Here is a 22,239-nt window from a genome sequence, read left to right as displayed (position 1 = left end):
CTTGGCGACATCAGAGATTGGGAAGACATGACGACGCTGACGATCGAAGAGCTGGCCGAGACCTTGCTGCCGAACAAGGCCATCGCAGGCCTCGATCTGGGCACCAAGACGATCGGCATCGCCATGTCGGATCTCGGCCGGCGCTTTGCCACCCCTCGCCCGGTCATCAAGCGGATCAAGTTCACGCAGGATGCTGAGGTCCTGCTTGCATTCGCCGAGAAAGAGAAGGTCGCGGCCTTTGTCATCGGGCTGCCCATGAACATGGACGGATCGGCGGGGCCGCGCGTTCAGGCGACCCGCGCCTTCGTGCGCAGCATGAGCGACAAGACCGCCCTGCCCTTCGTCTTCTGGGACGAGCGGCTGTCGACCGTTGCGGCCGAGCGGGCTCTTCTGGAAATGGACGTCTCGCGTGCAAAACGGGCCGAACGGATCGACTCGGCCGCCGCAAGCTTCATTCTTCAGGGTGCGCTTGACAGGCTTTCCTTGCTGCGCAGGACCGGCGAAGCAGACCTTGCGGACTGACGCGCCGTCCACCACGCGCGAATTGCCTTGCGCTTGCGGAAACCGATCAGCGAGAACACGACCAGACTATCGAAGGCAATAGCGCGGGCGACGAGCGGCGGTAAAGATTCCGGCGGAATGCCGAGAATATGGCCGTAGATTTGAAAAACCAGATCGTGGACCTGGCGACTGAACATGAATATGCCAAAGCTCATGTCGTAGTAAGAGAGCCAGTACCATGCCCCGAGAAACAGGACGGGGCCGGCCCAGAATACCAGAAACCACTTCATGCGGTCTTCCCTCGATGCTGAGGCATTGGCGTACCTGATGAAAGAACCACCCAGTTCGACAATGCCATCACACTCAGAACCACCGCCGGCACCGTTATGTCGAGCGCCAGCGCAGCGAAAAACATCATCGCCACTACAAGAAACGCGATTTTGGCGGGTTTGGTTCCCATGGATTACACGTTGGTTAACATTCGATAACCATACAGTGGTCCGTTAACCTGGGCGGCGCAATGTAAACCATTTGTTAAGGTTAACGCACGGGGCTGCCTGTGGATTGTTGCCTCAGCCGTAGACGCCGCGGACGATCCGCTTCAATGCGGCCGCAGCCTTCTCCCAGTCCTTGGCGGTCTTGAGCGCCAATCCCGCGCACTGGCCGCTGATCGCCGCCGATAGGACAAGATGCTGGACGGCCGCAAACAACATGGCGTTGACCGATGTGGCGTCAACCCCTTTCGGCGGAACCAGCGAGCCCCGCATGCGCTCGATCCATGCAGCCAGCGCCTTCGACCGAGCTTCGGAAAGCCGCCTCACCTGCTCTGTATTTTCCGACACTTCCCAGGCCACGATGCGGCGCATCAGCGGATCGTCCCGCAGGGCTTCGAGGAAGAGGATCACGAGGCGTTCCATCAGGTCGCCATAGGTCAGGAGGAACATGCCGCCGGTATCTTCGGGAATGCGGTCCTTCACCCAGCTTCCAAGATCGGTGCCGATCGCCTCGACCAGACCGTCAAGACCGCCATAATAGCGGTAGATCAGCTGCTTGTCGCAGCCGGCGCGGCGGGCAATCGCATTGATGCCGAAACCCTGGAACCCCTCTTCCGCCAGCAGCCGCTTGGCGGCATTGAGAATGGCGGCCTCCGTCGCAGCGCGGTTGCGCACCGGCTTTTGCGGGTCTGCAACGGCACTTTCAACCGGCCTTTCAAGAACTACGATCGCGTCCGACATTTCAACGACTCCCAACTGTCACCACGAGGTGATTACCAACGCGACTTCGGACGTGGCAACGGCGCTTTTTGCAATCGCCAGGAAAGCTTGTGGATAGAGGGACTTTGCGCCGGCGCGCCAACGGACCGGTCCGTTGAATACTAAGGCTTGAGGCCGAACCAGATGGTCGTCTCGGACGGCGGAGCGATAGGCGGCGCGAGGCGGGTAAACCCTCGGATCGCCCAGAACCGCAAGGCGCCATGATTGGCCGCGTTTGCTGAAAGATGAATTCCGGCTACCCCGGCGAGACGAGCCATCGAAACCCAGCGATCGAGCAATGCGCTGCCAATGCCTTGCCCCTGCATTCGCGGTAGAAGATTCATATGAAGATGCGCCGGGAAAGCATCGATGATCGAGTCCGGCGCATTACGCGGATGATGGATCATGAAACAGCGGCGCTGATCGGCATCCCAGCCGTCTGCGTCTCCCGAAGGGTCTGGATACATCATGCGAAGAGCCGGCCACCACTCGCGTTCAAGGATGACTTCGAAGCCGCGGGTGTCGAACGTTCCGACGATATAACCGCCAACGCCGATTTCGTCCTCCGCGACCAGGCCGGTTTGTGGGCTGAGTTTTGCGTAAGGGGCGGAATAGATGTGACCCATCATCCGGCCATCCCGGTAGAGATGGGAAGCATCCCCGCCTCGGGCACCTGTCGTCAGAGAAATGGCATAGAGCTGCTCGATATCATCCGGAGAGACGAGACGAAACCGAATCATGAATTTCTCCGGGTCGAGGCTGGCCGCCTTGCGTCAGGTCGCCGGCGGATAGAGCAGATCGACGATATAGCTGGCGTCGAAACGGGAATCGAGCATGCCGTAGGTCGCGCGCCAGCCGCCGGCAAGGCGCGTCTCGATGAAGGCGTCGGCGATCTTGCCCGCACCGAGGCGGTAGAGTTCGGCAGCGCCTGCAGCAAGAGCCATCTGCTCGATCAGCAGGCGGGCGGCTCCCTCGTCGCGCTCGCAAAGGGCCATGGCAGCGCGCAGCACGTCGATCGTCTTCTTGCCGGCAGGTCCGAGGTCACGTGCGAGACCGGCAAAGACGGTTTCGAAGAGGTCCCTGCCGCGGTTCAGCACACGCAGCACGTCGAGCGCCATGACGTTGCCGGAGCCCTCCCAGATCGCGTTGACCGGGGCCTCGCGATAGTGCCGGGCGATCGGCCGCTCTTCGATGTAGCCGCTGCCGCCGATGCATTCCATCGCTTCATAGATCAGCGCCGGCGCGATCTTGCAGCACCAGTATTTGGCAACCGGTGTCATGACACGCGCATAGGCAGCATCGTCCGCACTGTCGCGGGCCTTGTCGAAAGCTTCGGCCAGACGGAAGGCCAGCGCGGTTGCGGCGGCGACGTCCAATGCCATGTCGGCGAGCACGCGCGTCATGATCGGCTGGTGAACCAGCATCTTGCCGAAGACGCTACGGCCGCGCGTATGATGGACGGCCTCGGCGAGCGAGGCGCGCATGATGCCGGCGGATGCCAGCGCGCAATCGAGGCGCGTCAGCGTCACCATGTCGAGAATGGTGCGAATACCGCCGTCGGGCGCGCCGAGCAGGAAACCGAACGTATCGCTGAATTCGACTTCGGAGGAAGCATTCGAGCGATTGCCGAGCTTGTCCTTCAGCCGCTGGAAATGCAGACCGTTGGCCGATCCGTCTTCCAGGAGACGCGGAACGAGGAAGCAGCCCATGCCTTCCTTCGTCTGCGCCAGCATGACGAAAGCATCGCTCATCGGCGCGGACATGAACCACTTGTGGCCGGAGAGACGGTAAATGCCCTCGCTGACCTTGTCCGCGCTCGTCGTGTTGGCGCGAACGTCGGTACCGCCCTGCTTCTCCGTCATGCCCATGCCGACGGTCACAGCGGACTTTTGCATGGCCGGCTTGTTCGACGAGTCGTATTTCCGCGACAGGATCTTCGGCGCCCAGTCTTTCTGAACGGTGGGAGAGGCCATCATCGCGGCGACGGAGGCACTGGTCATCGTCAACGGGCAGAGATGGCCACTTTCGAGCTGTGCCGTCAGGTAAAAGCGTGCGGCACGGACCTTGTGCGCGTGACCCTTGGCTTCCGGATCGGCCTGGGGGTCCCATATGGAGGAATGCAGGCCTACCGACATGGAGCGGCGCATCAGAGCGTGCCAGGCCGGATGGAATTCCACGACATCGAGGCGCTCGCCGCGCGGGCCATGGGTACGCAACTGCGGCACGCCCTGGTTTGCCATGCGCGCCAGTTCCTGCGCCTCGTGCGACGTCACGTATCGGCCCATCTGCTCAAGATCGTCGCGCGTCGTGCGCGGCAGGGTGGCGGTCAGATCCACGATCAGCGGATCGGAACGATAGGCGTTGATGCCGGACCAGAGACTTGGTTGGTTCAGGTCGGCGAGTGTGTCTTCAGTCCGCGGCGCTTGGGTCATGAATCGCTTGTAGAGCAAGAATATTGCAAAAGGAAACCAGAAGTTTTGTCTCCACACCATAGGCTGTCGCGGGATTTCCGCCAAATTGCATGGGGAACACATGGTGCTGCAAAAAGGCTGCGCTTGCCCCCGCGCCAACCACTCTTTATAGACCCCGTGACGACACCCGGAGGCAGGTTCATGGTCTTCTTTCCCCACCGCCACCTCATCGGCATCAAGGGTCTTACCGAACAGGACATTACCGTCCTGCTCGACAAGGCCGACGAAGCCGTAAAGATCAGCCGCCAGCGCGAGAAAAAGACATCGACGCTTCGCGGGCTGACGCAGATCAATCTCTTCTTCGAAGCCTCGACGCGCACGCAAGCCTCCTTCGAGCTTGCAGGCAAACGGCTTGGCGCGGACGTGATGAACATGTCTGTCGGCAATTCATCGGTGAAGAAGGGCGAGACGCTCATCGATACCGCAATGACGCTGAACGCGATGCGGCCCGATGTGCTGGTCATCCGCCATTCCAGCGCGGGTGCGGCTGCCCTCCTTGCGCAGAAGGTTTCCTGCTCCGTGGTCAATGCAGGCGACGGGCAGCACGAGCATCCGACGCAGGCGCTGCTCGACGCACTGACGATCCGCCGCGCCAAGGGCAAGCTGTCGCGGATCATCGTCGCCATCTGCGGCGACGTCCTGCATTCGCGCGTCGCTCGCTCGAACATCCTGCTTCTGAATGCCATGGGCGCGCGGGTGCGCGTCGTGGCTCCGGCAACGCTGCTGCCTGCCGGCATCGCTGATATGGGCGTCGAGGTTTTCCACTCGATGAAGGAAGGGCTGAAGGATGCCGATGTCGTCATGATGCTGCGCCTTCAGCGCGAGCGCATGTCGGGCGCCTTCGTGCCTTCCGTGCGCGAATACTTTCATTTCTACGGCCTTGATGCGGAGACGCTGAAGGCTGCGAAGGAGGATGCGCTGGTCATGCACCCCGGGCCGATGAACCGCGGCGTCGAAATCGCCTCCGAAGTGGCCGACGGTCCGCAGAGCGTGATTGCCGAGCAGGTGGAAATGGGGGTTGCCGTGCGCATGGCCGTGATGGAGGCACTGCTCGTCTCGCAAAACCAGGGTCCTCGAACCGAGGGAGTGGGCGCATGAGCAACTCGATCGTACTGAAGAATGCCCGCATCATCGATCCCTCGCGGAATCTCGACGAAGTCGGAACGATCGTCGTCAAGGACAGTGTCATCGTTGCTGCCGGCAAGGATGCCCAGAACCAGGGTGTTCCAGAGGGCGCAGCGGTGCGGGACTGCAACGGTCTCGTCGCGGTGCCCGGTCTGGTCGATGCCCGCGTCCACATCGGGGAACCCGGCGGTGAATATCGCGAGACCATCGCTTCTGCGAGCAAGGCAGCGGCAGCGGGCGGCGTTACGTCCGTCATCATGATGCCGGACACGGATCCTGTTATCGACGACATCGCCTTGGTCGAGTTCGTCAGGAAGACGGCCCGCGACCAGGCCGTTATCAATGTCTATCCGGCAGCGGCCATCACCAAGGGGCTTGCCGGCGAAGAGATGACCGAAATCGGGCTTCTGAGGGAAGCCGGAGCGGTCGTCTTCACGGATGGACACCACACCATCCATGACACGCAGGTGCTGCGCCGGGTGATGACCTATGCCCGCGAATTCGGCGCCGTCATCTCCTGCGCGACGCGTGACAAATATCTGGCATCGAACGGCGTGATGCATGAAGGCCTGCTGGCCAGCTGGCTTGGTCTCTCAGGCATTCCCAAGGAATCCGAACTGATCCCGCTGGAGCGGGATCTGAGGATCGCGGCACTCACGCGCAGTCATTATCATGCGGCGATGATCTCAGTGCCTGAATCGGCCGACGCCATCCGGCTTGCCCGCCAGCGCGGAACGAAGGTTACTTGCGGCATCTCGATCAACAATCTGGCGCTGAACGAGAATGACATCGGCGAATACCGCACCTTCTTCAAGCTCTATCCGCCGCTTCGCTCGGAGGACGACCGCGTTGCCATGGTCGATGCGCTTGCCGACGGCACGATCGACATTATCGTTTCGTCGCACGATCCGCAGGATGTCGACACCAAGCGCTTGCCCTTTGCCGAGGCAGAGGACGGTGCCGTCGGCCTCGAAACGATGCTCGCCGCCGCGCTCAGGCTGCATCATAGCGGCCAGGTCGGCCTGATGCGCCTCATCGATGCCATGTCGACGAGACCGGCGCAGATCTTCGGTCTTCAGGCCGGCACGCTGAAGCCGGGCGCCAAGGCCGATATTGCGCTGATCGATCTCGACGAGCCTTGGCTTGTCGCCAAGGACATGCTTCTTTCACGCTCGAAGAATACACCTTTCGAGGACGCGCGATTCACCGGCCGAGCCGTAGCGACCTATGTCGCCGGCAGCCTGGTGCACGAAATTTGAGGCTGTCGGCCTGATACCGTCGATACGATCCGGGGGGAACGGTCGAGACCTAGGCTTCGGGCGATGATTTTGGGGAAGACGAATTAGATGGAAGATTTTTGGAACTGGCAGCTGACGCTACCGTCGGCACTTATTTCGCTCGCCATTGGCTATTTGCTCGGCTCCATTCCGTTCGGTCTCATCCTGACCCGCATGGCCGGCCTCGGCGACGTGCGCAACATCGGATCAGGCAATATCGGGGCGACCAACGTGCTGCGGACAGGCAACAAGGGGCTCGCTGCAGCAACCCTGCTGCTGGACGCCTTCAAGGCGACTGCGGCGGCTCTCATCGCCTGGAAGCTCTTTGGTGAGGATGCCGGTATCATTGCGGGCTTTGCGGCTTTCATCGGTCACATCTTTCCTGTCTGGATCGGCTTCAAAGGCGGCAAGGGTGTCGCGACCTACATTGGCACCCTGCTCGGCGTCGCTCCGCTGATGGTCGTGGTCTTTGCCGTCATCTGGCTCGCGATCGCCTTCACCACCCGCTACTCTTCTCTTTCCGCATTGGTTGCAACACTTGTCATTCCGGTTGTGTTGTGGATACTGGGCGCCGACAAGATCGCGGCCGCCATGGCCATCATGACCGTGATCTCGTTCTGGAAACACAAGGCCAATATCGCGCGGCTCGCGGCCGGCACAGAAACGAAGATCGGAGCCAAGGGGTAATGACGGCAGACAGCGCAAGACGAACGGGAATTGCGCTGACGGAACGACAAAGGATCGCCTGGCTGAGGCTGATCCGCTCCGACAATGTCGGCCCCGTTACCTTTCGCGACCTCATCAATCATTTCGGCTCGGCCGAAGCTGCTCTGGCCATGCTGCCCGAGCTTTCGCAGCGCGGCGGCGCCACTCGGGCAGTGCGCATCGCCACCGAAGAGGATGCCTTGCGGGAACTGGAGACGGCTCAGCGTTTCGGCGCCCGCTTTCTTGGAATAGGCGAGCCGGACTATCCGCCGGCGCTGCGGCAGATCGACGCCGCCCCTCCGCTTCTGGCCGTCAAAGGCAATTTGCGAGCCGGTACCAGACCTGCAATCGGGATCGTCGGATCACGCAACGCTTCGATCAGCGGTGCGAAGTTTGCCGCGATGATCGCCCGCGATTGCGGTCGAGCCGGCTATACCGTCATTTCCGGACTTGCGCGCGGCATCGATACGGCCGCCCACCGCGCCAGTCTCGAAACCGGCACCGTTGCTGCGATGGCTGGAGGTCTCGATCAGCCCTACCCTCCGGAAAATCTCGGCCTGCTCGACGAGATATGGAACGGCAACGGCCTGGCGATCAGCGAAATGCCGTTCGGCTGGGAACCCCGCGCCCGTGATTTTCCCCGGCGCAACCGTCTGATCGCGGGAGTCGGACTCGGGCTTATCGTGGTCGAAGCCGCGACCCGCTCCGGTTCGTTGATCACAGCGCGGCTTGCCGGCGAATTCGGCCGGCTGGTCTTTGCAGTACCCGGCTCGCCCCTCGACCCCCGCTGCGAGGGAACGAACGGCCTGCTGAAGGACGGAGCGATGATCGTCACGAAGCCGGACGACGTCATCGAGGCTCTGGCCCCGCTCTCGCAATTCGATCTCTTCTCTATTCCGCAAGCGCAGGAGCCAGGCCCGGGCGAAGACGAAAGCAAACCATTGCTGCCGCCGCCCGACGATTCTGAAAGGTCACGGATCATCGATGCATTGGGACCGACGCCGGTCGAGATCGACGACATCATCCGGCACACCGAACTGTCGGCGTCATCGGTCTATCTCGTTCTTCTGGAACTGGATATCGCCGGACGGTTGCACCGGCATCCGGGCGGCCTAGTTTCGCTTGCCATGCCGGATTGAACGCGACTGCTGCCCCGCCAGTATGTCTCCGGCTTCAACATAAGCCATCTCGATCAGATAGCACAGGAGGTCGGCGCCCTCGCTTTCTGCCACGTTGCGCAATTCTCCCAGCATCTGCCACATATAGGTAATCTTATCGCTGGCAGCAGAGTCGCTACCGCCAGTTCTTGCAACTTTGGGCGTCATTGGTCGTTCCCGTGGAATGGGCGGAATAGGAACCCGAAGAAGGTGTTCCGTCTACACTTCAATGACGATAACTCATTTATCTATAATTGCAATACGTTTATAATCCCCTAAAGGTTGCATTGCGTTGCAAACCGCAAAAATGAAGCCTCCCTCTTGACCGGAACGGATTCCCTGTCCATGTCGAAGAGCCGAAAAGTCGAAATTTTCGGAAAAAGCCCCGCCCGCTCCTTTGGTGCGACCTCGTATCTAGAGAATCATGATGAATGTTGTAGTGGTGGAATCGCCTGCCAAGGCCAAGACGATCAATAAGTATCTGGGACCCGGATATAAGGTTCTTGCATCCTTCGGACACGTGCGCGATCTGCCGGCAAAAGACGGTTCCGTTCTTCCGGACCAGGACTTCGAGATGCTTTGGGAGGTCGACGGAGCCTCGGCAAAGCGCATGAAGGATATCGCCGATGCGGTGAAGTCCTCCGACGGCCTGTTTCTCGCAACCGACCCGGATCGCGAGGGTGAAGCGATCTCCTGGCATGTGCTCGACCTGCTCAACAAGAAACGGGTGATCAACGGCAAGCCGGTCAAGCGCGTCGTCTTCAACGCGATCACCAAGAAGGCCGTGCTCGATGCCATGGCCGATCCGCGCGACATCGACGTGCCGCTGGTGGACGCCTATCTGGCCCGCCGCGCGCTCGACTATCTTGTCGGCTTCAACCTTTCGCCGGTGCTCTGGCGCAAGCTGCCGGGCGCTCGCTCGGCCGGTCGTGTCCAGTCGGTAGCACTGCGCCTCGTCTGCGATCGTGAATCGGAGATCGAGCGCTTCGTCTCGGAGGAATACTGGAACCTTTCCGCACTCCTGAAGACACCGCGCGGTGACGAATTCGAGGCACGTCTGGTTGCGGCGAATGGCAAGCGGTTGCAGCCGCGCTCGATCGGCAACGGCGAAGAAGCCGGCCGGCTGAAGGCGTTGTTGGATGGCGCAAGCTTTGTAGTCGACACCGTCGAGGCAAAGCCGGTCAAGCGCAACCCGTCGCCACCCTTTACAACCTCTACGTTGCAGCAGGCCGCCTCGTCGAAGCTCGGCTTCTCGGCGTCGCGCACCATGCAGATCGCCCAGAAGCTCTATGAGGGCGTCGATATCGGCGGCGAGACCGTCGGCTTGATCACCTATATGCGTACGGACGGCGTGCAGATGGCGCCGGAAGCGATCGATGCGGCCCGCAGCGCCATCGGCGATCAATTCGGCGCACGCTACCTGCCTGAGAAGGCCCGCTTCTACTCCACCAAGGCAAAGAATGCGCAGGAAGCGCACGAGGCGATCCGCCCGACCGATTTCAACCGCACCCCTGACCAGGTCCGCAAGTTCCTGGATGCGGACCAGATCAAGCTTTACGACCTTGTCTGGAAGCGTGGCATTGCCAGCCAAATGGCGTCTGCCGAAATCGAGCGCACGACGGTCGAGATACTCGCGGACAACAAGGGCGAGAAGGCCGGCGTTCGTGCTGTCGGTTCGGTGATCCGGTTCGACGGCTTCATTGCCGCCTATACCGACCAGAAGGAAGATGGCGAGCAGAGCGACGACGGCGACGAGGATGGCCGCCTGCCGGAGATCAATGCGCGCGAGAACCTAGCCAAGCAGAAGATCAATTCGACCCAGCACTTCACCGAACCGCCGCCGCGCTATTCGGAAGCTTCGCTGATCAAGAAGATGGAAGAACTCGGCATCGGCCGCCCGTCGACCTATGCCGCGACGCTCGCGACGCTTCGGGATCGCGACTATGTGACGATCGACAAGCGCAAGCTCGTGCCGCAGGCCAAGGGCCGGCTCGTCACGGCGTTTCTGGAAAACTTCTTCAATAAATATGTCGAGTACGACTTCACGGCCGATCTCGAGGAGAAGCTTGACCGCATCTCCGCGGGCGAACTGAACTGGAAGGACGTGCTGCGCGACTTCTGGAAGGACTTCTTCGCACAGATCGAAGACACCAAGGAACTGCGCGTCACCAACGTGCTGGATGCGCTGAACGAGGCGCTGGCTCCGCTCGTCTTTCCGAAGCGCGAGGACGGCAGCGATCCGCGCATCTGCCAGGTCTGCGGTACCGGCAACCTGTCGCTGAAGCTCGGCAAATACGGCGCCTTCGTCGGCTGCTCGAACTATCCGGAATGCAACTATACCCGCCAGCTCTCATCGGAAGGTGGTGCGGAGGCGGAAGCTGCCGCGCTCAACGAGCCGAAGGCGCTCGGCACCGATCCTGTTACCGGGGAAGAACTGACGCTGCGGTCCGGCCGCTTTGGGCCTTACATCCAGCGCGGCGATGGCAAGGAAGCCAAGCGTTCGTCACTGCCGAAGGGCTGGAAGCCCGAGGACATCGATTACGAAAAGGCCATGGCGCTGATCTCGCTTCCGCGCGATATCGGCAAACATCCTGAATCGGGCAAGATGATCTCGTCCGGCATCGGCCGCTATGGACCGTTCCTGCTGCATGACGGAGCCTACGCCAATCTCGAGACTGTCGAGGACGTCTTTACCGTCGGTCTCAACCGCGCTGTTACCGTTCTCGCTGAAAAGCAGGCGAAGGGTCCCGGCGGTGGTGCACGTGGCGGGACGCCTGCAGCATTGAAGGATCTGGGCGACCATCCGGATGGCGGTGGCAAGATCACCGTGCGCGACGGGCGCTACGGCCCCTACGTCAACTGGGGCAAGGTGAATGCCACGCTGCCGAAGGGCAAGGATCCGCAGTCCGTTACCGTCGAGGAGGCCCTGGCCCTGATCGTCGAAAGAGCCGGCAAGTCCGGTGGCGCCAAGACGAAGGCGAAAGCGGCACCGAAGGCAAAGGCCGCCGCCCCCGATGGCAAGACAACCAAGACGACGGCGAAGCCGAAGGCGAAAACGACCAAGGCTTCGGCACCGAAGAAAAGCACAGCGAAGAAGAGCGCAGAGTGAGCACAGAACCGCGTGGCAGGGCTACATCTCCGGACAGGCGCGCCGGCAAGCCCGCACGCGTGGGCAAGGAGCCGACAGGCGTCGAGCCGCAGAATATCATCCACGGCATATTGCCGCCGCGCGAGGTCATTCTCCGCTTCATCGCCGACCACCCACAACAGGCATCGAAGCGGGAACTTGCGAAAGCCTTCGGCCTGAAGGGCGAGCAGCGCGTCGAGCTGAAAAGCCTGCTGCGCGAACTCGAAGAAGAGGGCATGCTGCAGAAGAGCCGCAAGTCGCTCATTCGCCCCGGCGCGCTTCCTCCGGTTACCGTGCTTGACATCACCACCCGAGACAAGGACGGCGAACTGATCGGCCGACCGGCCGAATGGCCGGAGGACCAGGGTGTCGCCCCTGCTGTCGCCATCCGCCAATCTTCTTCGCCGGCTGGCCGTAATGGCAAGGGCAAGGCGCCGGTTGCGGGCATGGGCGACCGTATCCTCGCAAAGATATTCCCGGCCACCGATCGCGGTGGTCCGGCCTATACCGCACGCATCATCAAGGTCATCGACAAGCGTCGCGGCGCAAGCCTTGGCGTATTCCGCGCCATGCCCGGCGGCGGCGCGCTGCTGATGCCGATCGAGCGACGCGGCGAAGAGATGGTGATCGATCCGGATTATACGGGCGACGCCAAGGACGGCGATCTCGTCGAGGTGGAAATCGCGCGGCTCGGACGCTTCGGCCTACAGCGGGCGAAGGTGCTTTCCATCGTCGGCTCCGTCGGATCCGAAAAGGCGATCTCGATGATTGCCATTCATGCCCATGGCATTCCGTATATCTTCCCGCCAGTGGTGATTGCGGAAGCCGAGGCGGCGAAACCCGCGACCATGTCGCATCGCGAAGACTGGCGTGACCTGCCGCTGATCACCATCGATCCTGCCGACGCCAAGGACCATGACGACGCGGTCTACGCCGAACTCGACCCGTCGCCCGACAATCCTGAAGGCGTCATCGTGAACGTTGCGATCGCCGATGTGTCCTACTACGTCCGGCCCAACTCGCCGCTCGATCGCGAAGCGCTGAAGCGCGGCAATTCCGTCTATTTCCCTGATCGCGTCGTGCCGATGCTGCCGGAACGGATTTCCAACGATCTCTGCTCGCTGAAGGAAGGCGTCGACCGCCCTGCCCTCGCCGTGCGTATGATCTTCTCACGGGAAGGCCGCAAGGCAGGCCATACCTTCCACCGCATCATGATGAAAAGTGCGGCCAAGCTTTCCTACCAACAGGCACAGGCGGCGATCGACGGCCAGCCCGACGACAAGACCGGAACGCTGCTGGAGCCGATCCTGAAGCCGCTATGGCATGCCTATGAAGTCATGAAGCGTGGACGTGACCGCCGTCAGCCGCTCGAACTCGACATGCCGGAGCGCAAGATTCTTCTGAGGCCTGATGGCACGGTCGACCGGGTCCATGTTCCGGCTCGCCTCGATGCGCATAAGCTCATCGAAGAAATGATGATCCAGGCCAATGTCTGCGCTGCAGAAACGCTGGAGAAGAAGCGGCAGCCGCTTATCTACCGCATCCATGACGGCCCGACGCTTGCCAAGCAGGAGATCCTGCGCGAATTTCTGGCAACGCTCGGCCTCGCCCTTGCCAAGGGCGGCAATATGCGCGCCAACAGCTTCAACGGCATCCTTTCGAAGGCCGAGGACACGCCGCATCAGACCATGGTCAACGAGATGGTGCTGCGCTCGCAGAGCCAGGCGGTCTACAGCCCCGAGAATATCGGGCACTTCGGCCTCAACCTGATGAAATACGCGCATTTCACCTCGCCCATCCGCCGTTATGCCGACCTTATCGTCCACCGCGCGCTGGTTGGCTCCCTCGGCCTGGGCGAAGGCGGGATCACGCCGGACGAAGAAGCAGCGCTCGACGACATTGCCGCCGAAATCTCGACCTTCGAGCGCCGGGCCATGGCAGCCGAACGCGAGACGATCGATCGATTGATCGCCCATCATCTGGCCGGCCGCGTCGGCGAGGAATTCGATGCGCGCGTCGGCGGCGTGACCAAGGCAGGACTTTTTGTCACCCTGCCGGACTATGGCGCCGACGGCTTCGTCCCTATATCTACGCTCGGCACCGACTATTTCATCTATGACGAGGCGCACCAGGCCTTGACCGGAGAACGGACCGGCCTTGGTTACCGTCTCGGCGACAGTGTGAAGGTGCGGCTTGCGGAAGCGATACCGCTTGCCGGCGCATTGCGCTTCGAGATGTTGAGCGAAGGGCGCAACATGCCGACGGCCGTGCGCTCCTTCCACAAGTCGGGACGTCGCAATACAAGCCCGGTCCGCAAGAAGCCGGGCACAAGACCGCCGCGCGGACGCAAATAGCGCAACCGTTCGGAAGGAAGGAAGCAGCCATGACGAGCGGCCAGTCCGACCCTGTCATTCAATTCGGTAGGCCTGACGAGGCGGAGCGTCCGCTCGGGCGCTCAATCATGCGTGGCGCGCTCAACCAATGCCCGAACTGCGGTACGGGCAAACTCTTCCGGGCCTATCTGAAGCCAGTGGATCATTGCGCTGTCTGCGGCGAAGACCTGTCCCACCAGCGCTCCGACGACCTGCCTCCCTACCTTGTCATCCTCGTGCTCGGCCACATCATCATCGGCGGCTACATGATGACGGACATTCTCTTTCAATTGCCGATCTGGGCGCATCTTGCCATCTGGGCGCCGATTACCGTCATCGCGGCCCTGCTGATCATCCAGCCTATCAAGGGTGGCGTCATCGGCCTGCAATGGGCGCTCAGGATGCACGGCTTCGGCGGCCATGACGATTCGCCTGAGCCTTTCGATCAGGGAAGCGGTCCCGCGTGACCGGTTCGCAGAAGCAGCCATCAACCGCCTACGCCGGAAGTCCAAGGGATGCGGCGGCGCTGATCCTGATCGACAGGTCAGCGGATAAGAAACGCGTCTTGCTCGGTCGCCGCGCGTCGGGCCATGCGTTCATGCCCGATCTCTATGTCTTTCCCGGCGGCCGGCGCGATCCGCGCGACCATTCCCTTCCCTTTGCCGGCGACCTTCATCCGCTGGTCACAGAGAAGTTGCTCGCAGCCCGTCGGCGGCCAATGACCGCAACAGGCGCCCGCGCTCTGGCACTGGCTGCCATTCGCGAACTACGCGAGGAAACGGGCCTGCGGATCAGATCCGGGTTACAGCATGCGGATGCGGCCGAGGCCGCCACAGATCTTTCAGCCCTGCGGTATGTCGCGCGCGCCATCACCCCGCCCGGGCATCCACGCCGTTACGATACGCGCTTCTTCCTAACGTTCACGGATGAGGCGGACATCAATCCATCGCATATTCGCGATTCACAGGAACTGCTTGATCTCCAATGGCTTGACATGAGCGACATTTCTTGTCTGAACATGCCGGACATTACGAGGATCATTCTGGGGGATGTGATTGATCTGATGAAAGCTGACCCGTCACCTGGATTTGGCAGTGCCGTGCCTTTCTATGTCTCGCGCCGCGGACGATTCGTTCGCCACATGCTTTAAGGATCAATCATGTCTGAACCGACGAACGGCAAGGCTGGCCATGTCGAAGAAATTCATTGGCCTTCGCTCGTTGCCGCCATCTCGTCGATCTCTTCCGTCGGCATTGCTATCGGTCTCGGCCTTCCTCTTCTCAGCATCATCCTGGAAAAGCGTGGCATCCCCTCGACACTGATCGGCCTGAACACGGCCATGGCCGGCGTTGCCGCAATGGCTGCTGCCCCGGTCACGACAAAGCTGGCGCACAAATACGGCGTCGCGCCGACCATGATGTGGGCCGTCGTGCTGTCTGCACTAAGCGCCGTCGGCTTCTACTACGCCCAAGCCTTCTGGATGTGGTTTCCGCTGCGTCTTGTCTTCCATGGCGCGACGACGACGCTGTTCATCCTCTCCGAATTCTGGATCAACGCGGCCTCGCCTCCCTCCAAACGCGGCTTCGTGCTGGGGATTTATGCGACGGTCCTGTCGCTCGGCTTCGCAGCGGGGCCGCTGCTCTTCTCCCTGCTCGGCAGCGAGGGCGTGCTGCCTTTCCTTGTGGGCGCCTGCGCGATTCTCATTGCGGCCGTCCCGATCTTTATCGCCCGGGACGAAAGTCCCGTGCTCGAGGAGAAACCGGAGCTGCATTTCATGCGCTACGTCTTTCTCGTACCAACGGCGACGGCGGCCGTCTTCGTCTTCGGTGCCGTCGAGGCCGGCGGCCTTTCGCTGTTTCCGATCTATGCGACCCGCTCCGGCTTCGGCGAATCGCAGGCTGCCTTGCTCCTGACGATGATGGGCGTCGGCAATGTGGTGTTCCAGATCCCGCTCGGCCTGCTGTCGGATCGTATCCCCGACAAGCGGCCATTGCTTTTCGTCATGGCCTGCATGGGCCTCGTCGGCTCATTGGCCCTGCCCTGGCTGGTGACGAACTGGATCGTGCTGGCAGCGCTGCTGCTTTTCTGGGGCGGCTGCGTCTCCGGCCTCTATACGGTCGGCCTCAGCCACCTGGGATCGCGCCTGCACGGCCCCGACCTCGCGGCGGCCAACGCAGCCTTCGTTTTCTGCTATGCGGTCGGGACCGTTGCCGGCCCGCAGACCATCGGAACGGCGATCGATCTCGCGGGTACTAACGGTTTTGCCTGGGCTATCGCCTGTTTCTTCGGGCTTTATGTGCTGCTTTCGGGGATCAGACTGCTGTTCCTCGGGAACAGGGCTTGACTTTTGGGCGGCGATTTGTAATTTCGCGCCAGAATTTGCCGTGGACCCCAACCGGCCGTCCACGGCATCATTTTTTATAGAAGGCAGGACGACCATGGCCAAGGCTACCACAATCAAGATCAAGCTGCTGTCGACGGCCGACACCGGTTTCTTCTACGTCACGACAAAGAACAGCCGTACGATGACAGACAAGATGACCAAGACCAAGTATGACCCGATTGCCAAGAAGCATGTCGAGTTCAAGGAAACCAAGATCAAGTAAGTTTCCAATACGTCTGGTTCTGAAAGGGCGCACTCGAAAGGTTCAGCGCCCTTTTTATTTGTCTTGCGAATTCAGCCGAGATCAGTAGCGGGAATTGCATTATGCAATTTTAGCGATAGTGGCGCGGGGCGCCTTCAACGTTAAAGAAAAGAAAACGCCGCTCTTCCCCTGGGGAAGGCGGCGTTTTGCAATTGGGGGTCGACCAGCATGCAATGCGGTACGAGGAACCGCTTTTGTTTTGCGTGCCAGTCGACCGACCCCACGACCCAGGAGATGCGGCGGACCTGAGCATCATGGGGTATCGCTGTCCTTTTGGACGTGTCCTTGTATGACCCTAAATTCGCGCGAAAACGGCAGAAAATCAACAAATTCTTAATGATAAAAAATACAGTCATGAATCTATGGTTAAAATCGAGCCTCCTCAGCCCTTCATGACGAGAGAAAGGAACAAGTCCAGGTCGAAAATGTCAAGGCCTTTCAAGAAATTTTTCAATATATATATTCTCACATATTCTAATATGTACTTATATCTCCTGAATGACAGCGAGAATCTATTTATAAATACATAGAATTCCACGTTTTTGAGCGAAATTCCTATGTTTTACTTTTTTGGACTATTGTAGTGAGCTTCGCGAGAAGCGACCTTCCGTTACGGAATGCGACATTCGCCGCAGTTTTTAAAACAAGATACTCGATTATTTTAATTGGCTAATGTTACGATGCTTGCGCGCAGCATAAAAAAATTAAAACTTTGTAATGTTTTTAGCAAACACGAAAATACCCCTAAAAATCTAGGGGTTTATGCGCCAAAATGGTTGTGCAATCAGGCCGCTGCGGAAGCGACAACGCGATTGCGACCGGTGTTCTTTGCTTCGTAGAGAGCCCGATCCGCCTGCTTGACGAGATGATCCGGGGTCTCGATGCCGTTGACGCGCGCTGAAATCCCGAAGGAAGCGGTAACATTTAGGGATAGCCCGCTGTTCTTCAGCATAAACGGTCTGCTTTCGATGGCGGCGCGAAGCCGCTCGGCAATCGTAGCGGCAACGTCCGCAGACGTATCCGGCATGACGACGACGAACTCCTCGCCTCCATAGCGGCAGGCGAGGTCGGCGCCGCGCACGGTGGCGCGGATGCGGGCGGCAAACTCCCTCAGCACCTCGTCGCCGGCGTCGTGTCCATAGACGTCGTTCACCTGCTTGAAGCGATCGATATCCGTGATCAACACGGAAAGCGGTCGGCCCCGCGCCATCGAGCGGTTGAAGATCATCTTCAGGCTATTGTCGAGATAGCGGCGATTGCTCAGTCCGGTCAGCGCATCCGTGACCGCAAGCTCGATCGTGTGCTGCACGCTGGCACGCAAACGATCATTGTAGCGCTTGCGGCGAATCTGCGTCAGGCTGCGGGCGACCAACTCATTCGGATCGACGGGTCGAACGATGTAATCGTTGACGCCGAGATCGAGCGCCCGGATGATCATGTCATCGGCCCCCTGCTCCGTGATCAGCAGCACAGGCAGGAAACGCGTGCGCTCCAGGGAGCGAAGCTGCGAGCAGAGCCGCAGCGGGTCGTAATCATCGAAATTCGAATTGACGATCACCAGGTCGAACGGATGCTCGGCCGCTTCGAACAGGGCAGCCTGCGGATCGGACAGCGCCGACACATCGGCGATCGGCTTCAGGGCGCGAACGATGCGCTCCTGCGAATTGCCGCGACCATCGACCAAGAGGACCTGCCCGCTTTCTTCCGTGCGCCCTTCCCCAAGCCGCTGCAGATCGTCGATCCCGAGCGTGCGCGCGGTTTCCGCGCGGGCGCGCAGTTCGTCGCTGAGCGTCTTCAAGCGAAGCAGGCTCTTCACACGGGAGATGAGCTGGAGATCGTTGACGGGCTTGGTCAGGAAGTCGTCGGCACCTGCCTTCAAGCCCCTGACGCGATCAGCGGGCTGGTCAAGAGCTGTCACCATGACAACCGGGATATGCGACGTGCGCGGATTGGCCTTCAATCGCTCGCAGACTTCGAAACCGTCCATGCCCGGCATCATGATGTCGAGAAGAATGAGGTCCACCTGCGTGCTGTCACTGATCGTAAGCGCCTGCTGCCCATTCTCGGCCGTCAATACGTCGAAATATTCGGCAACCAGCCGCGCTTCGAGCAACTTTACGTTCGCCGGAATATCATCAACCACCAGAATTCGCGCGGTCATATAAGCTTTCCCGCCGCTCAGGCGTCGCCCAGATAGGTCTTGATCGTTTCTATGAATTTCGGAACCGAGATCGGCTTGGAGACGTAGGCCTCGCAACCGCCCTGCCGGATGCGTTCCTCATCGCCCTTCATCGCAAAGGCGGTGACGGCAATGACGGGAATGACATGCAGATCATCGTCTTCCTTCAGCCATTTCGTCACTTCGAGGCCCGATACTTCAGGCAGCTGAATGTCCATGAGAATGAGATCCGGCCGGTGCTTGCGCGCGAGATCAAGCGCTTCCATGCCGTTGCGGGTCTGGATCGTGGTGTACCCGGACGCCTCGATCAGATCGCGAAAGAGCTTCATGTTGAGCTCGTTGTCTTCTACAATCATCACCTGCTTGGGCATGACAAATTGTCCCTGCGACCGACGTTGAATACATCTACTGAAAATATAGGGTCGCGCCGTGGCTGATTCCATAAATTCCGAAGTTCGACGCTATAGGGATTTGGTTGAAAAATAGGTAACTTGTCAGACGAAATGCAAAGCAACTTCAAGAGTTCTAATAAATCGACCGTCGACCCGCAGGAAACTGCTATCGCAGTGCTTGGCTGGCTTGCGAACGAACCGGACCTGTTCGGGCGCTTTCTGGCGCTGACGGGCATCGAGCCCGGACAGGTCAGGGGCGCCATCAACGATCCGGGCTTTCTGTCCGGCATGCTGGATTTCCTCATGAACCACGAGCCGACCCTGATGGCCTTCTGCGCGGCATCAGGCACGGCGCCCGAAGCGGTCATAGCAGCCGCACACCATTTTTCGCCGCCCGGCCTGTCCTCAGGAGAATATTGAGCGTGATTGAGCCACTGGATATCTCGCATGTCCAACTTCGGGACAGGCCGCTGATCGTTTGCGATATCGATGAAGTCGTTCTTGAGTTCATCTCGCCTTTCACGGCATTCCTGCGTGCCAATAATCACGATCTCCTGCCCCGTTCCTTCCGCCTGCACGGCAATATTGTTTCGCTTCTTGATGGCTCCGAGCCGGGTGACGATGCGATTGCCGCCTTCCAGGAGAGTTTCTTCGGCTCGCAGGACCTGTGGCAAACGCCGGCCGAGCGCGCGCTCGAAACGCTGGAGGCCCTTTCCGAGGATGCAGACGTCGTCTTCCTGACGGCGATGCCGCCGCGTCACCAGACGGTTCGCCGCACCTTGCTGGACCGCCTCGGCTTTGCCTTTCCGATGATCGCAACCGAGGAACCCAAGGGGCCTGTGGTCGCTCAACTGCACGGAAACCGAACGCTTCCGGTCGTCTTTCTCGACGACATCCAGCGCAATCTGCTTTCCGTGCGCGAGCATGTTCCCGACTGTTTCCTCGTCACCATGATGGCCAATGCCGATTTCCGCGCTTTTGCGCCCCCCCCTGCCGAAGGGATCGTCAGCGCGAACGACTGGGACGATGCCGCAAAGCTGATCCGGAAGCACATCGGGCGCATGGCCTGAAGCGGAGTTCATAGAACCAGCCGCATCAGCGGTCTTCCGTCCTTTCTCTTTGCCACTTCTGCAAATCCCGCCGCCTCGAAGATGCGCTGCGAACCGACGTAGAGGCCGACTGATTTCGATTGCTTGGTCCTTTCGATCGGACAGCCCTCGACGACACGGGCGCCGGATGCCTTCGCAAAATTGACTGCATGCGAGAGCATACGATGGCTGTGCCCCTTGCCGCGGTCACGGGAGCCCATGAAGAAGCAGCTTACGGCCCACACCGTCGGATCCTCCGCATCGGCAGGATCGACGGGTCTCGACACGGTTTTCGGCGAATTCCATTGAGGGAGTTCTAAGCGCGGACTGACCTGGACCCAGGCGGTCGGACGATCACCGATATAGCCGAGAACGCCGGGAGGTGGCCCTGACATGACCCGATCTTTCATGAATTGCTTCTTGGCATCCGCATCCATGGTTTTCCGCTCAGAGGTCTCCACTCTGAAATGGGTGCACCAGCAGCCGTAACAGGCGCCGCTCGGCCCGAAGAGCGTCTCGAAATCATCCCAGCGCTCGGGCGTCAGGGGAAAAGCCTCCAAATCGTCAGACATCCGTCCGCTCCCGTCTTCCTTCTGTCTTGAGACTCGCGAGCTTAGAGGCTAATGTTCACTTGTTCAACTTTTGTTCTCACAATGACCGCCATGCCTGACAAGACTCCCGACTTCTGTCGCGACTGCCTTGCCGAGCAGAAGGCGGAGGTGCGTCGTTGCCGCGCCTGCGGCAGCCCAAGGCTGGTCTATCACCGCGAACTCTACGACCTCACGCTGGCGCATATCGATTGCGATGCCTTCTATGCCTCGGTCGAGAAACGCGATAATCCCGAACTGGCCGACAAGCCGGTCATCATCGGCGGCGGCAAGCGCGGCGTCGTCTCAACCGCCTGCTACATTGCCCGCATTCACGGTGTTCGCTCGGCCATGCCGATGTTCAAGGCGCTGGAGGCCTGCCCGCAGGCGATCGTGATACCGCCCGACATGGAGAAATACAGCCGCGTCGGCCGCGAGGTGCGGGCCTTGATGCAGGAGCTGACGCCGCTCGTGCAGCCGCTCTCGATCGACGAGGCCTTTCTCGAGCTTGCCGGCACCCAGCGCCTGCATCACGACCCGCCCGCCCGTATCCTGGCGAAATTTGCCAAGCGGGTGGAGACCGAGATCGGCATCACCGTTTCCGTCGGCCTTTCCTATTGCAAGTTCCTCGCCAAGGTGGCGTCGGATCTGCAGAAGCCGCGCGGGTTTTCCGTCATCGGACAGCAGGAAGCCGTCGAATTTCTCGCCCCTCGCCCCGTGACGACCATCTGGGGTGTCGGAAAGGCCTTTGCGGCGACGCTGGAGAGCGACGGGATCAAAACCATAGGCCAGCTGCAGACGATGGAGGAAGGCGATCTGATGCGGCGCTACGGGGTCATTGGCCAGCGCCTGTTTCGCCTGTCGCGCGGCATCGACGACCGCGACGTCCATCCGAACGATGCAGCCAAGAGCGTATCCGCGGAAACCACCTTCTTCGACGACATCTCGCGCCATGACGATCTGGTGCCGATCCTGCGCAGTCTCTCGGAAAAGGTCTCGGGGCGATTGAAGCGAAGCGGCATCGCCGGGCAGACCGTCGTGCTGAAGCTCAAGACCACGGACTTCAAGAGCCGTACCCGCAATCGCCGGCTCGAGGATCCGACCCAGCTTGCCGATCGCATCTTCCGAACAGGATTGAAGCTTCTGGAAAACGAGACGGATGGCACGAAATTCCGCCTTCTCGGCATCGGCGTCACTGATCTCGGCGATACCGCACGCGCCGATCCGCCCGATCTTATAGACGAGCATGCAACACGCCGCGCAGCGGCGGAAGCGGCCATGGACAAGCTGCGGGAGAAGTTCGGAAACAAGACGGTCGAGACCGGCTACACCTTCGGCAGTGGCAAGCGAGGGAGCTGAT

Annotated in this window: 23 protein-coding genes; 14 read left to right on the top strand and 9 right to left on the bottom strand. The window is 60.5% G+C overall.

The features are described 5' to 3' along the window. The first annotated feature begins 27 nt into the window (after nucleotides 1-27). Nucleotides 28-522 (top strand): Holliday junction resolvase RuvX, encoded by a 495-nt coding sequence (ruvX, locus tag DTW90_RS16165; RefSeq protein WP_132516763.1) that lies wholly within the window; start codon nucleotides 28-30, stop codon nucleotides 520-522. Here ruvX and DTW90_RS16160 read toward each other — a convergent pair. From DTW90_RS16160 to DTW90_RS16145, 5 genes are all read right to left on the bottom strand, one after another. Next, a complete protein-coding gene (locus DTW90_RS16160; protein ID WP_149339564.1) occupies nucleotides 459-791 on the bottom strand; it encodes a DUF6105 family protein in 333 nt (110 codons plus the stop codon). The two genes, ruvX and DTW90_RS16160, sit on opposite strands and share 64 nt — an antisense overlap. After that, entirely contained in the window at nucleotides 788-961 is a 174-nt protein-coding gene (locus tag DTW90_RS37135) for a hypothetical protein (protein WP_188079954.1), read from the bottom strand. Before DTW90_RS37135 ends, DTW90_RS16160 begins: the two co-directional genes overlap by 4 nt. Before the next feature lie 112 nt (nucleotides 962-1,073). Further along, entirely contained in the window at nucleotides 1,074-1,736 is a 663-nt protein-coding gene (locus DTW90_RS16155) for a TetR/AcrR family transcriptional regulator (RefSeq protein ID WP_149339562.1), read from the bottom strand. A gap of 140 nt (nucleotides 1,737-1,876) precedes the next feature. Beyond that, nucleotides 1,877-2,494: a GNAT family N-acetyltransferase gene (locus tag DTW90_RS16150; RefSeq protein WP_149339561.1), complete on the bottom strand. Its 618-nt coding sequence runs from the start codon at nucleotides 2,492-2,494 to the stop codon at nucleotides 1,877-1,879. Nucleotides 2,495-2,527: 33 nt separating this feature from the next. Next, nucleotides 2,528-4,186: an acyl-CoA dehydrogenase family protein gene (locus DTW90_RS16145; protein WP_149339559.1), complete on the bottom strand. Its 1,659-nt coding sequence runs from the start codon at nucleotides 4,184-4,186 to the stop codon at nucleotides 2,528-2,530. A gap of 180 nt (nucleotides 4,187-4,366) precedes the next feature. Between DTW90_RS16145 and DTW90_RS16140 the strand changes: the two genes are divergently transcribed. From DTW90_RS16140 to dprA, 4 genes are all read left to right on the top strand, one after another. After that, nucleotides 4,367-5,323: an aspartate carbamoyltransferase catalytic subunit gene (locus tag DTW90_RS16140; RefSeq protein ID WP_132516777.1), complete on the top strand. Its 957-nt coding sequence runs from the start codon at nucleotides 4,367-4,369 to the stop codon at nucleotides 5,321-5,323. Further along, nucleotides 5,320-6,609: a dihydroorotase gene (locus tag DTW90_RS16135; protein WP_149339558.1), complete on the top strand. Its 1,290-nt coding sequence runs from the start codon at nucleotides 5,320-5,322 to the stop codon at nucleotides 6,607-6,609. The genes DTW90_RS16140 and DTW90_RS16135 overlap by 4 nt, the downstream gene beginning before the upstream one ends. An 87-nt stretch (nucleotides 6,610-6,696) precedes the next feature. Then, complete coding sequence (gene plsY / locus DTW90_RS16130; RefSeq protein ID WP_149339556.1) at nucleotides 6,697-7,314, top strand: glycerol-3-phosphate 1-O-acyltransferase PlsY; 618 nt, start codon at nucleotides 6,697-6,699, stop codon at nucleotides 7,312-7,314. After that, on the top strand, nucleotides 7,314-8,471 hold the full coding sequence (dprA, locus tag DTW90_RS16125) for a DNA-processing protein DprA (protein ID WP_149339554.1): 1,158 nt from the start codon (nucleotides 7,314-7,316) through the stop codon (nucleotides 8,469-8,471). Before plsY ends, dprA begins: the two co-directional genes overlap by 1 nt. Here the strand turns inward: dprA and DTW90_RS16120 are convergent. Beyond that, the gene (locus DTW90_RS16120; RefSeq protein ID WP_132516785.1) at nucleotides 8,445-8,657 is read right to left on the bottom strand and encodes a hypothetical protein; all 213 of its coding nucleotides are present in this window, start codon (nucleotides 8,655-8,657) and stop codon (nucleotides 8,445-8,447) included. The genes dprA and DTW90_RS16120 overlap by 27 nt on opposite strands. A gap of 259 nt (nucleotides 8,658-8,916) precedes the next feature. Here DTW90_RS16120 and topA point away from each other — a divergent pair, with 259 nt between their 5' ends. From topA to rpmG, 6 genes are all read left to right on the top strand, one after another. Then, entirely contained in the window at nucleotides 8,917-11,598 is a 2,682-nt protein-coding gene (topA, locus tag DTW90_RS16115) for a type I DNA topoisomerase (RefSeq protein WP_149339621.1), read from the top strand. Next, nucleotides 11,595-13,970, top strand: coding sequence for a ribonuclease R (gene rnr, locus DTW90_RS16110; protein ID WP_149339552.1), 2,376 nt, complete (start codon nucleotides 11,595-11,597; stop codon nucleotides 13,968-13,970). Before topA ends, rnr begins: the two co-directional genes overlap by 4 nt. A gap of 29 nt (nucleotides 13,971-13,999) precedes the next feature. Then, nucleotides 14,000-14,455, top strand: a complete 456-nt coding sequence (locus DTW90_RS16105) for a DUF983 domain-containing protein (RefSeq protein WP_132516789.1) — start codon at nucleotides 14,000-14,002, stop codon at nucleotides 14,453-14,455. After that, nucleotides 14,452-15,138, top strand: coding sequence for an NUDIX hydrolase (locus tag DTW90_RS16100; RefSeq protein ID WP_149339550.1), 687 nt, complete (start codon nucleotides 14,452-14,454; stop codon nucleotides 15,136-15,138). Before DTW90_RS16105 ends, DTW90_RS16100 begins: the two co-directional genes overlap by 4 nt. 9 nt (nucleotides 15,139-15,147) lie before the next feature. Further along, the gene (locus DTW90_RS16095) at nucleotides 15,148-16,332 is read left to right on the top strand and encodes an MFS transporter (RefSeq protein ID WP_149339548.1); all 1,185 of its coding nucleotides are present in this window, start codon (nucleotides 15,148-15,150) and stop codon (nucleotides 16,330-16,332) included. A gap of 94 nt (nucleotides 16,333-16,426) precedes the next feature. After that, on the top strand, nucleotides 16,427-16,594 hold the full coding sequence (rpmG, locus tag DTW90_RS16090; protein WP_003587245.1) for a 50S ribosomal protein L33: 168 nt from the start codon (nucleotides 16,427-16,429) through the stop codon (nucleotides 16,592-16,594). 823 nt (nucleotides 16,595-17,417) lie between these two features. Here rpmG and DTW90_RS16085 read toward each other — a convergent pair. Together DTW90_RS16085 and DTW90_RS16080 are read right to left on the bottom strand one after the other, a co-directional pair. Next, nucleotides 17,418-18,794: a PleD family two-component system response regulator gene (locus tag DTW90_RS16085; RefSeq protein WP_132516799.1), complete on the bottom strand. Its 1,377-nt coding sequence runs from the start codon at nucleotides 18,792-18,794 to the stop codon at nucleotides 17,418-17,420. Between the two features lie 17 nt (nucleotides 18,795-18,811). Next, nucleotides 18,812-19,183: a response regulator gene (locus tag DTW90_RS16080; RefSeq protein WP_028754034.1), complete on the bottom strand. Its 372-nt coding sequence runs from the start codon at nucleotides 19,181-19,183 to the stop codon at nucleotides 18,812-18,814. A gap of 132 nt (nucleotides 19,184-19,315) precedes the next feature. Here DTW90_RS16080 and DTW90_RS16075 point away from each other — a divergent pair, with 132 nt between their 5' ends. Both DTW90_RS16075 and DTW90_RS16070 read left to right on the top strand, forming a co-directional pair. Then, the gene (locus tag DTW90_RS16075; protein ID WP_132518026.1) at nucleotides 19,316-19,624 is read left to right on the top strand and encodes a DUF3572 domain-containing protein; all 309 of its coding nucleotides are present in this window, start codon (nucleotides 19,316-19,318) and stop codon (nucleotides 19,622-19,624) included. 2 nt (nucleotides 19,625-19,626) lie between these two features. After that, nucleotides 19,627-20,274 carry a hypothetical protein gene (locus DTW90_RS16070; protein WP_149339546.1) on the top strand — a complete coding sequence of 216 codons (648 nt, stop codon included), beginning with the start codon at nucleotides 19,627-19,629 and terminating at the stop codon, nucleotides 20,272-20,274. 8 nt (nucleotides 20,275-20,282) lie between these two features. On the opposite strand, the gene DTW90_RS16065 is transcribed toward DTW90_RS16070, so the two are convergent. After that, entirely contained in the window at nucleotides 20,283-20,864 is a 582-nt protein-coding gene (locus DTW90_RS16065; protein ID WP_149339545.1) for a GNAT family N-acetyltransferase, read from the bottom strand. Between the two features lie 81 nt (nucleotides 20,865-20,945). Between DTW90_RS16065 and DTW90_RS16060 the strand changes: the two genes are divergently transcribed. Then, nucleotides 20,946-22,238: a DNA polymerase IV gene (locus DTW90_RS16060; protein ID WP_149339543.1), complete on the top strand. Its 1,293-nt coding sequence runs from the start codon at nucleotides 20,946-20,948 to the stop codon at nucleotides 22,236-22,238. Nucleotide 22,239 lies beyond the last annotated feature (1 nt).

It is taken from the genome of Neorhizobium sp. P12A (genome assembly GCF_008365395.1).
Lineage (GTDB): Bacteria > Pseudomonadota > Alphaproteobacteria > Rhizobiales > Rhizobiaceae > Rhizobium.
This window is presented reverse-complemented; position numbering and strand designations above follow the sequence as displayed.

Excerpts from the sequence above, each read along its gene's own strand:
- ruvX (WP_132516763.1), top strand. The coding sequence starts at position 28 with ATGACGACGCTGACGATCGAAGAGCTGGCCGAGACCTTGCTGCCGAAC.
- DTW90_RS16160 (WP_149339564.1), bottom strand. The coding sequence starts at position 791 with ATGAAGTGGTTTCTGGTATTCTGGGCCGGCCCCGTCCTGTTTCTCGGG.
- DTW90_RS37135 (WP_188079954.1), bottom strand. The coding sequence starts at position 961 with ATGGGAACCAAACCCGCCAAAATCGCGTTTCTTGTAGTGGCGATGATG.
- DTW90_RS16155 (WP_149339562.1), bottom strand. The coding sequence starts at position 1,736 with ATGTCGGACGCGATCGTAGTTCTTGAAAGGCCGGTTGAAAGTGCCGTT.
- DTW90_RS16150 (WP_149339561.1), bottom strand. The coding sequence starts at position 2,494 with ATGATTCGGTTTCGTCTCGTCTCTCCGGATGATATCGAGCAGCTCTAT.
- DTW90_RS16145 (WP_149339559.1), bottom strand. The coding sequence starts at position 4,186 with ATGACCCAAGCGCCGCGGACTGAAGACACACTCGCCGACCTGAACCAA.
- DTW90_RS16140 (WP_132516777.1), top strand. The coding sequence starts at position 4,367 with ATGGTCTTCTTTCCCCACCGCCACCTCATCGGCATCAAGGGTCTTACC.
- DTW90_RS16135 (WP_149339558.1), top strand. The coding sequence starts at position 5,320 with ATGAGCAACTCGATCGTACTGAAGAATGCCCGCATCATCGATCCCTCG.
- plsY (WP_149339556.1), top strand. The coding sequence starts at position 6,697 with ATGGAAGATTTTTGGAACTGGCAGCTGACGCTACCGTCGGCACTTATT.
- dprA (WP_149339554.1), top strand. The coding sequence starts at position 7,314 with ATGACGGCAGACAGCGCAAGACGAACGGGAATTGCGCTGACGGAACGA.
- DTW90_RS16120 (WP_132516785.1), bottom strand. The coding sequence starts at position 8,657 with ATGACGCCCAAAGTTGCAAGAACTGGCGGTAGCGACTCTGCTGCCAGC.
- topA (WP_149339621.1), top strand. The coding sequence starts at position 8,917 with ATGAATGTTGTAGTGGTGGAATCGCCTGCCAAGGCCAAGACGATCAAT.
- DTW90_RS16105 (WP_132516789.1), top strand. The coding sequence starts at position 14,000 with ATGACGAGCGGCCAGTCCGACCCTGTCATTCAATTCGGTAGGCCTGAC.
- DTW90_RS16095 (WP_149339548.1), top strand. The coding sequence starts at position 15,148 with ATGTCTGAACCGACGAACGGCAAGGCTGGCCATGTCGAAGAAATTCAT.
- rpmG (WP_003587245.1), top strand. The coding sequence starts at position 16,427 with ATGGCCAAGGCTACCACAATCAAGATCAAGCTGCTGTCGACGGCCGAC.
- DTW90_RS16085 (WP_132516799.1), bottom strand. The coding sequence starts at position 18,794 with ATGACCGCGCGAATTCTGGTGGTTGATGATATTCCGGCGAACGTAAAG.
- DTW90_RS16080 (WP_028754034.1), bottom strand. The coding sequence starts at position 19,183 with ATGCCCAAGCAGGTGATGATTGTAGAAGACAACGAGCTCAACATGAAG.
- DTW90_RS16075 (WP_132518026.1), top strand. The coding sequence starts at position 19,316 with ATGCAAAGCAACTTCAAGAGTTCTAATAAATCGACCGTCGACCCGCAG.
- DTW90_RS16065 (WP_149339545.1), bottom strand. The coding sequence starts at position 20,864 with ATGTCTGACGATTTGGAGGCTTTTCCCCTGACGCCCGAGCGCTGGGAT.
- DTW90_RS16060 (WP_149339543.1), top strand. The coding sequence starts at position 20,946 with ATGACCGCCATGCCTGACAAGACTCCCGACTTCTGTCGCGACTGCCTT.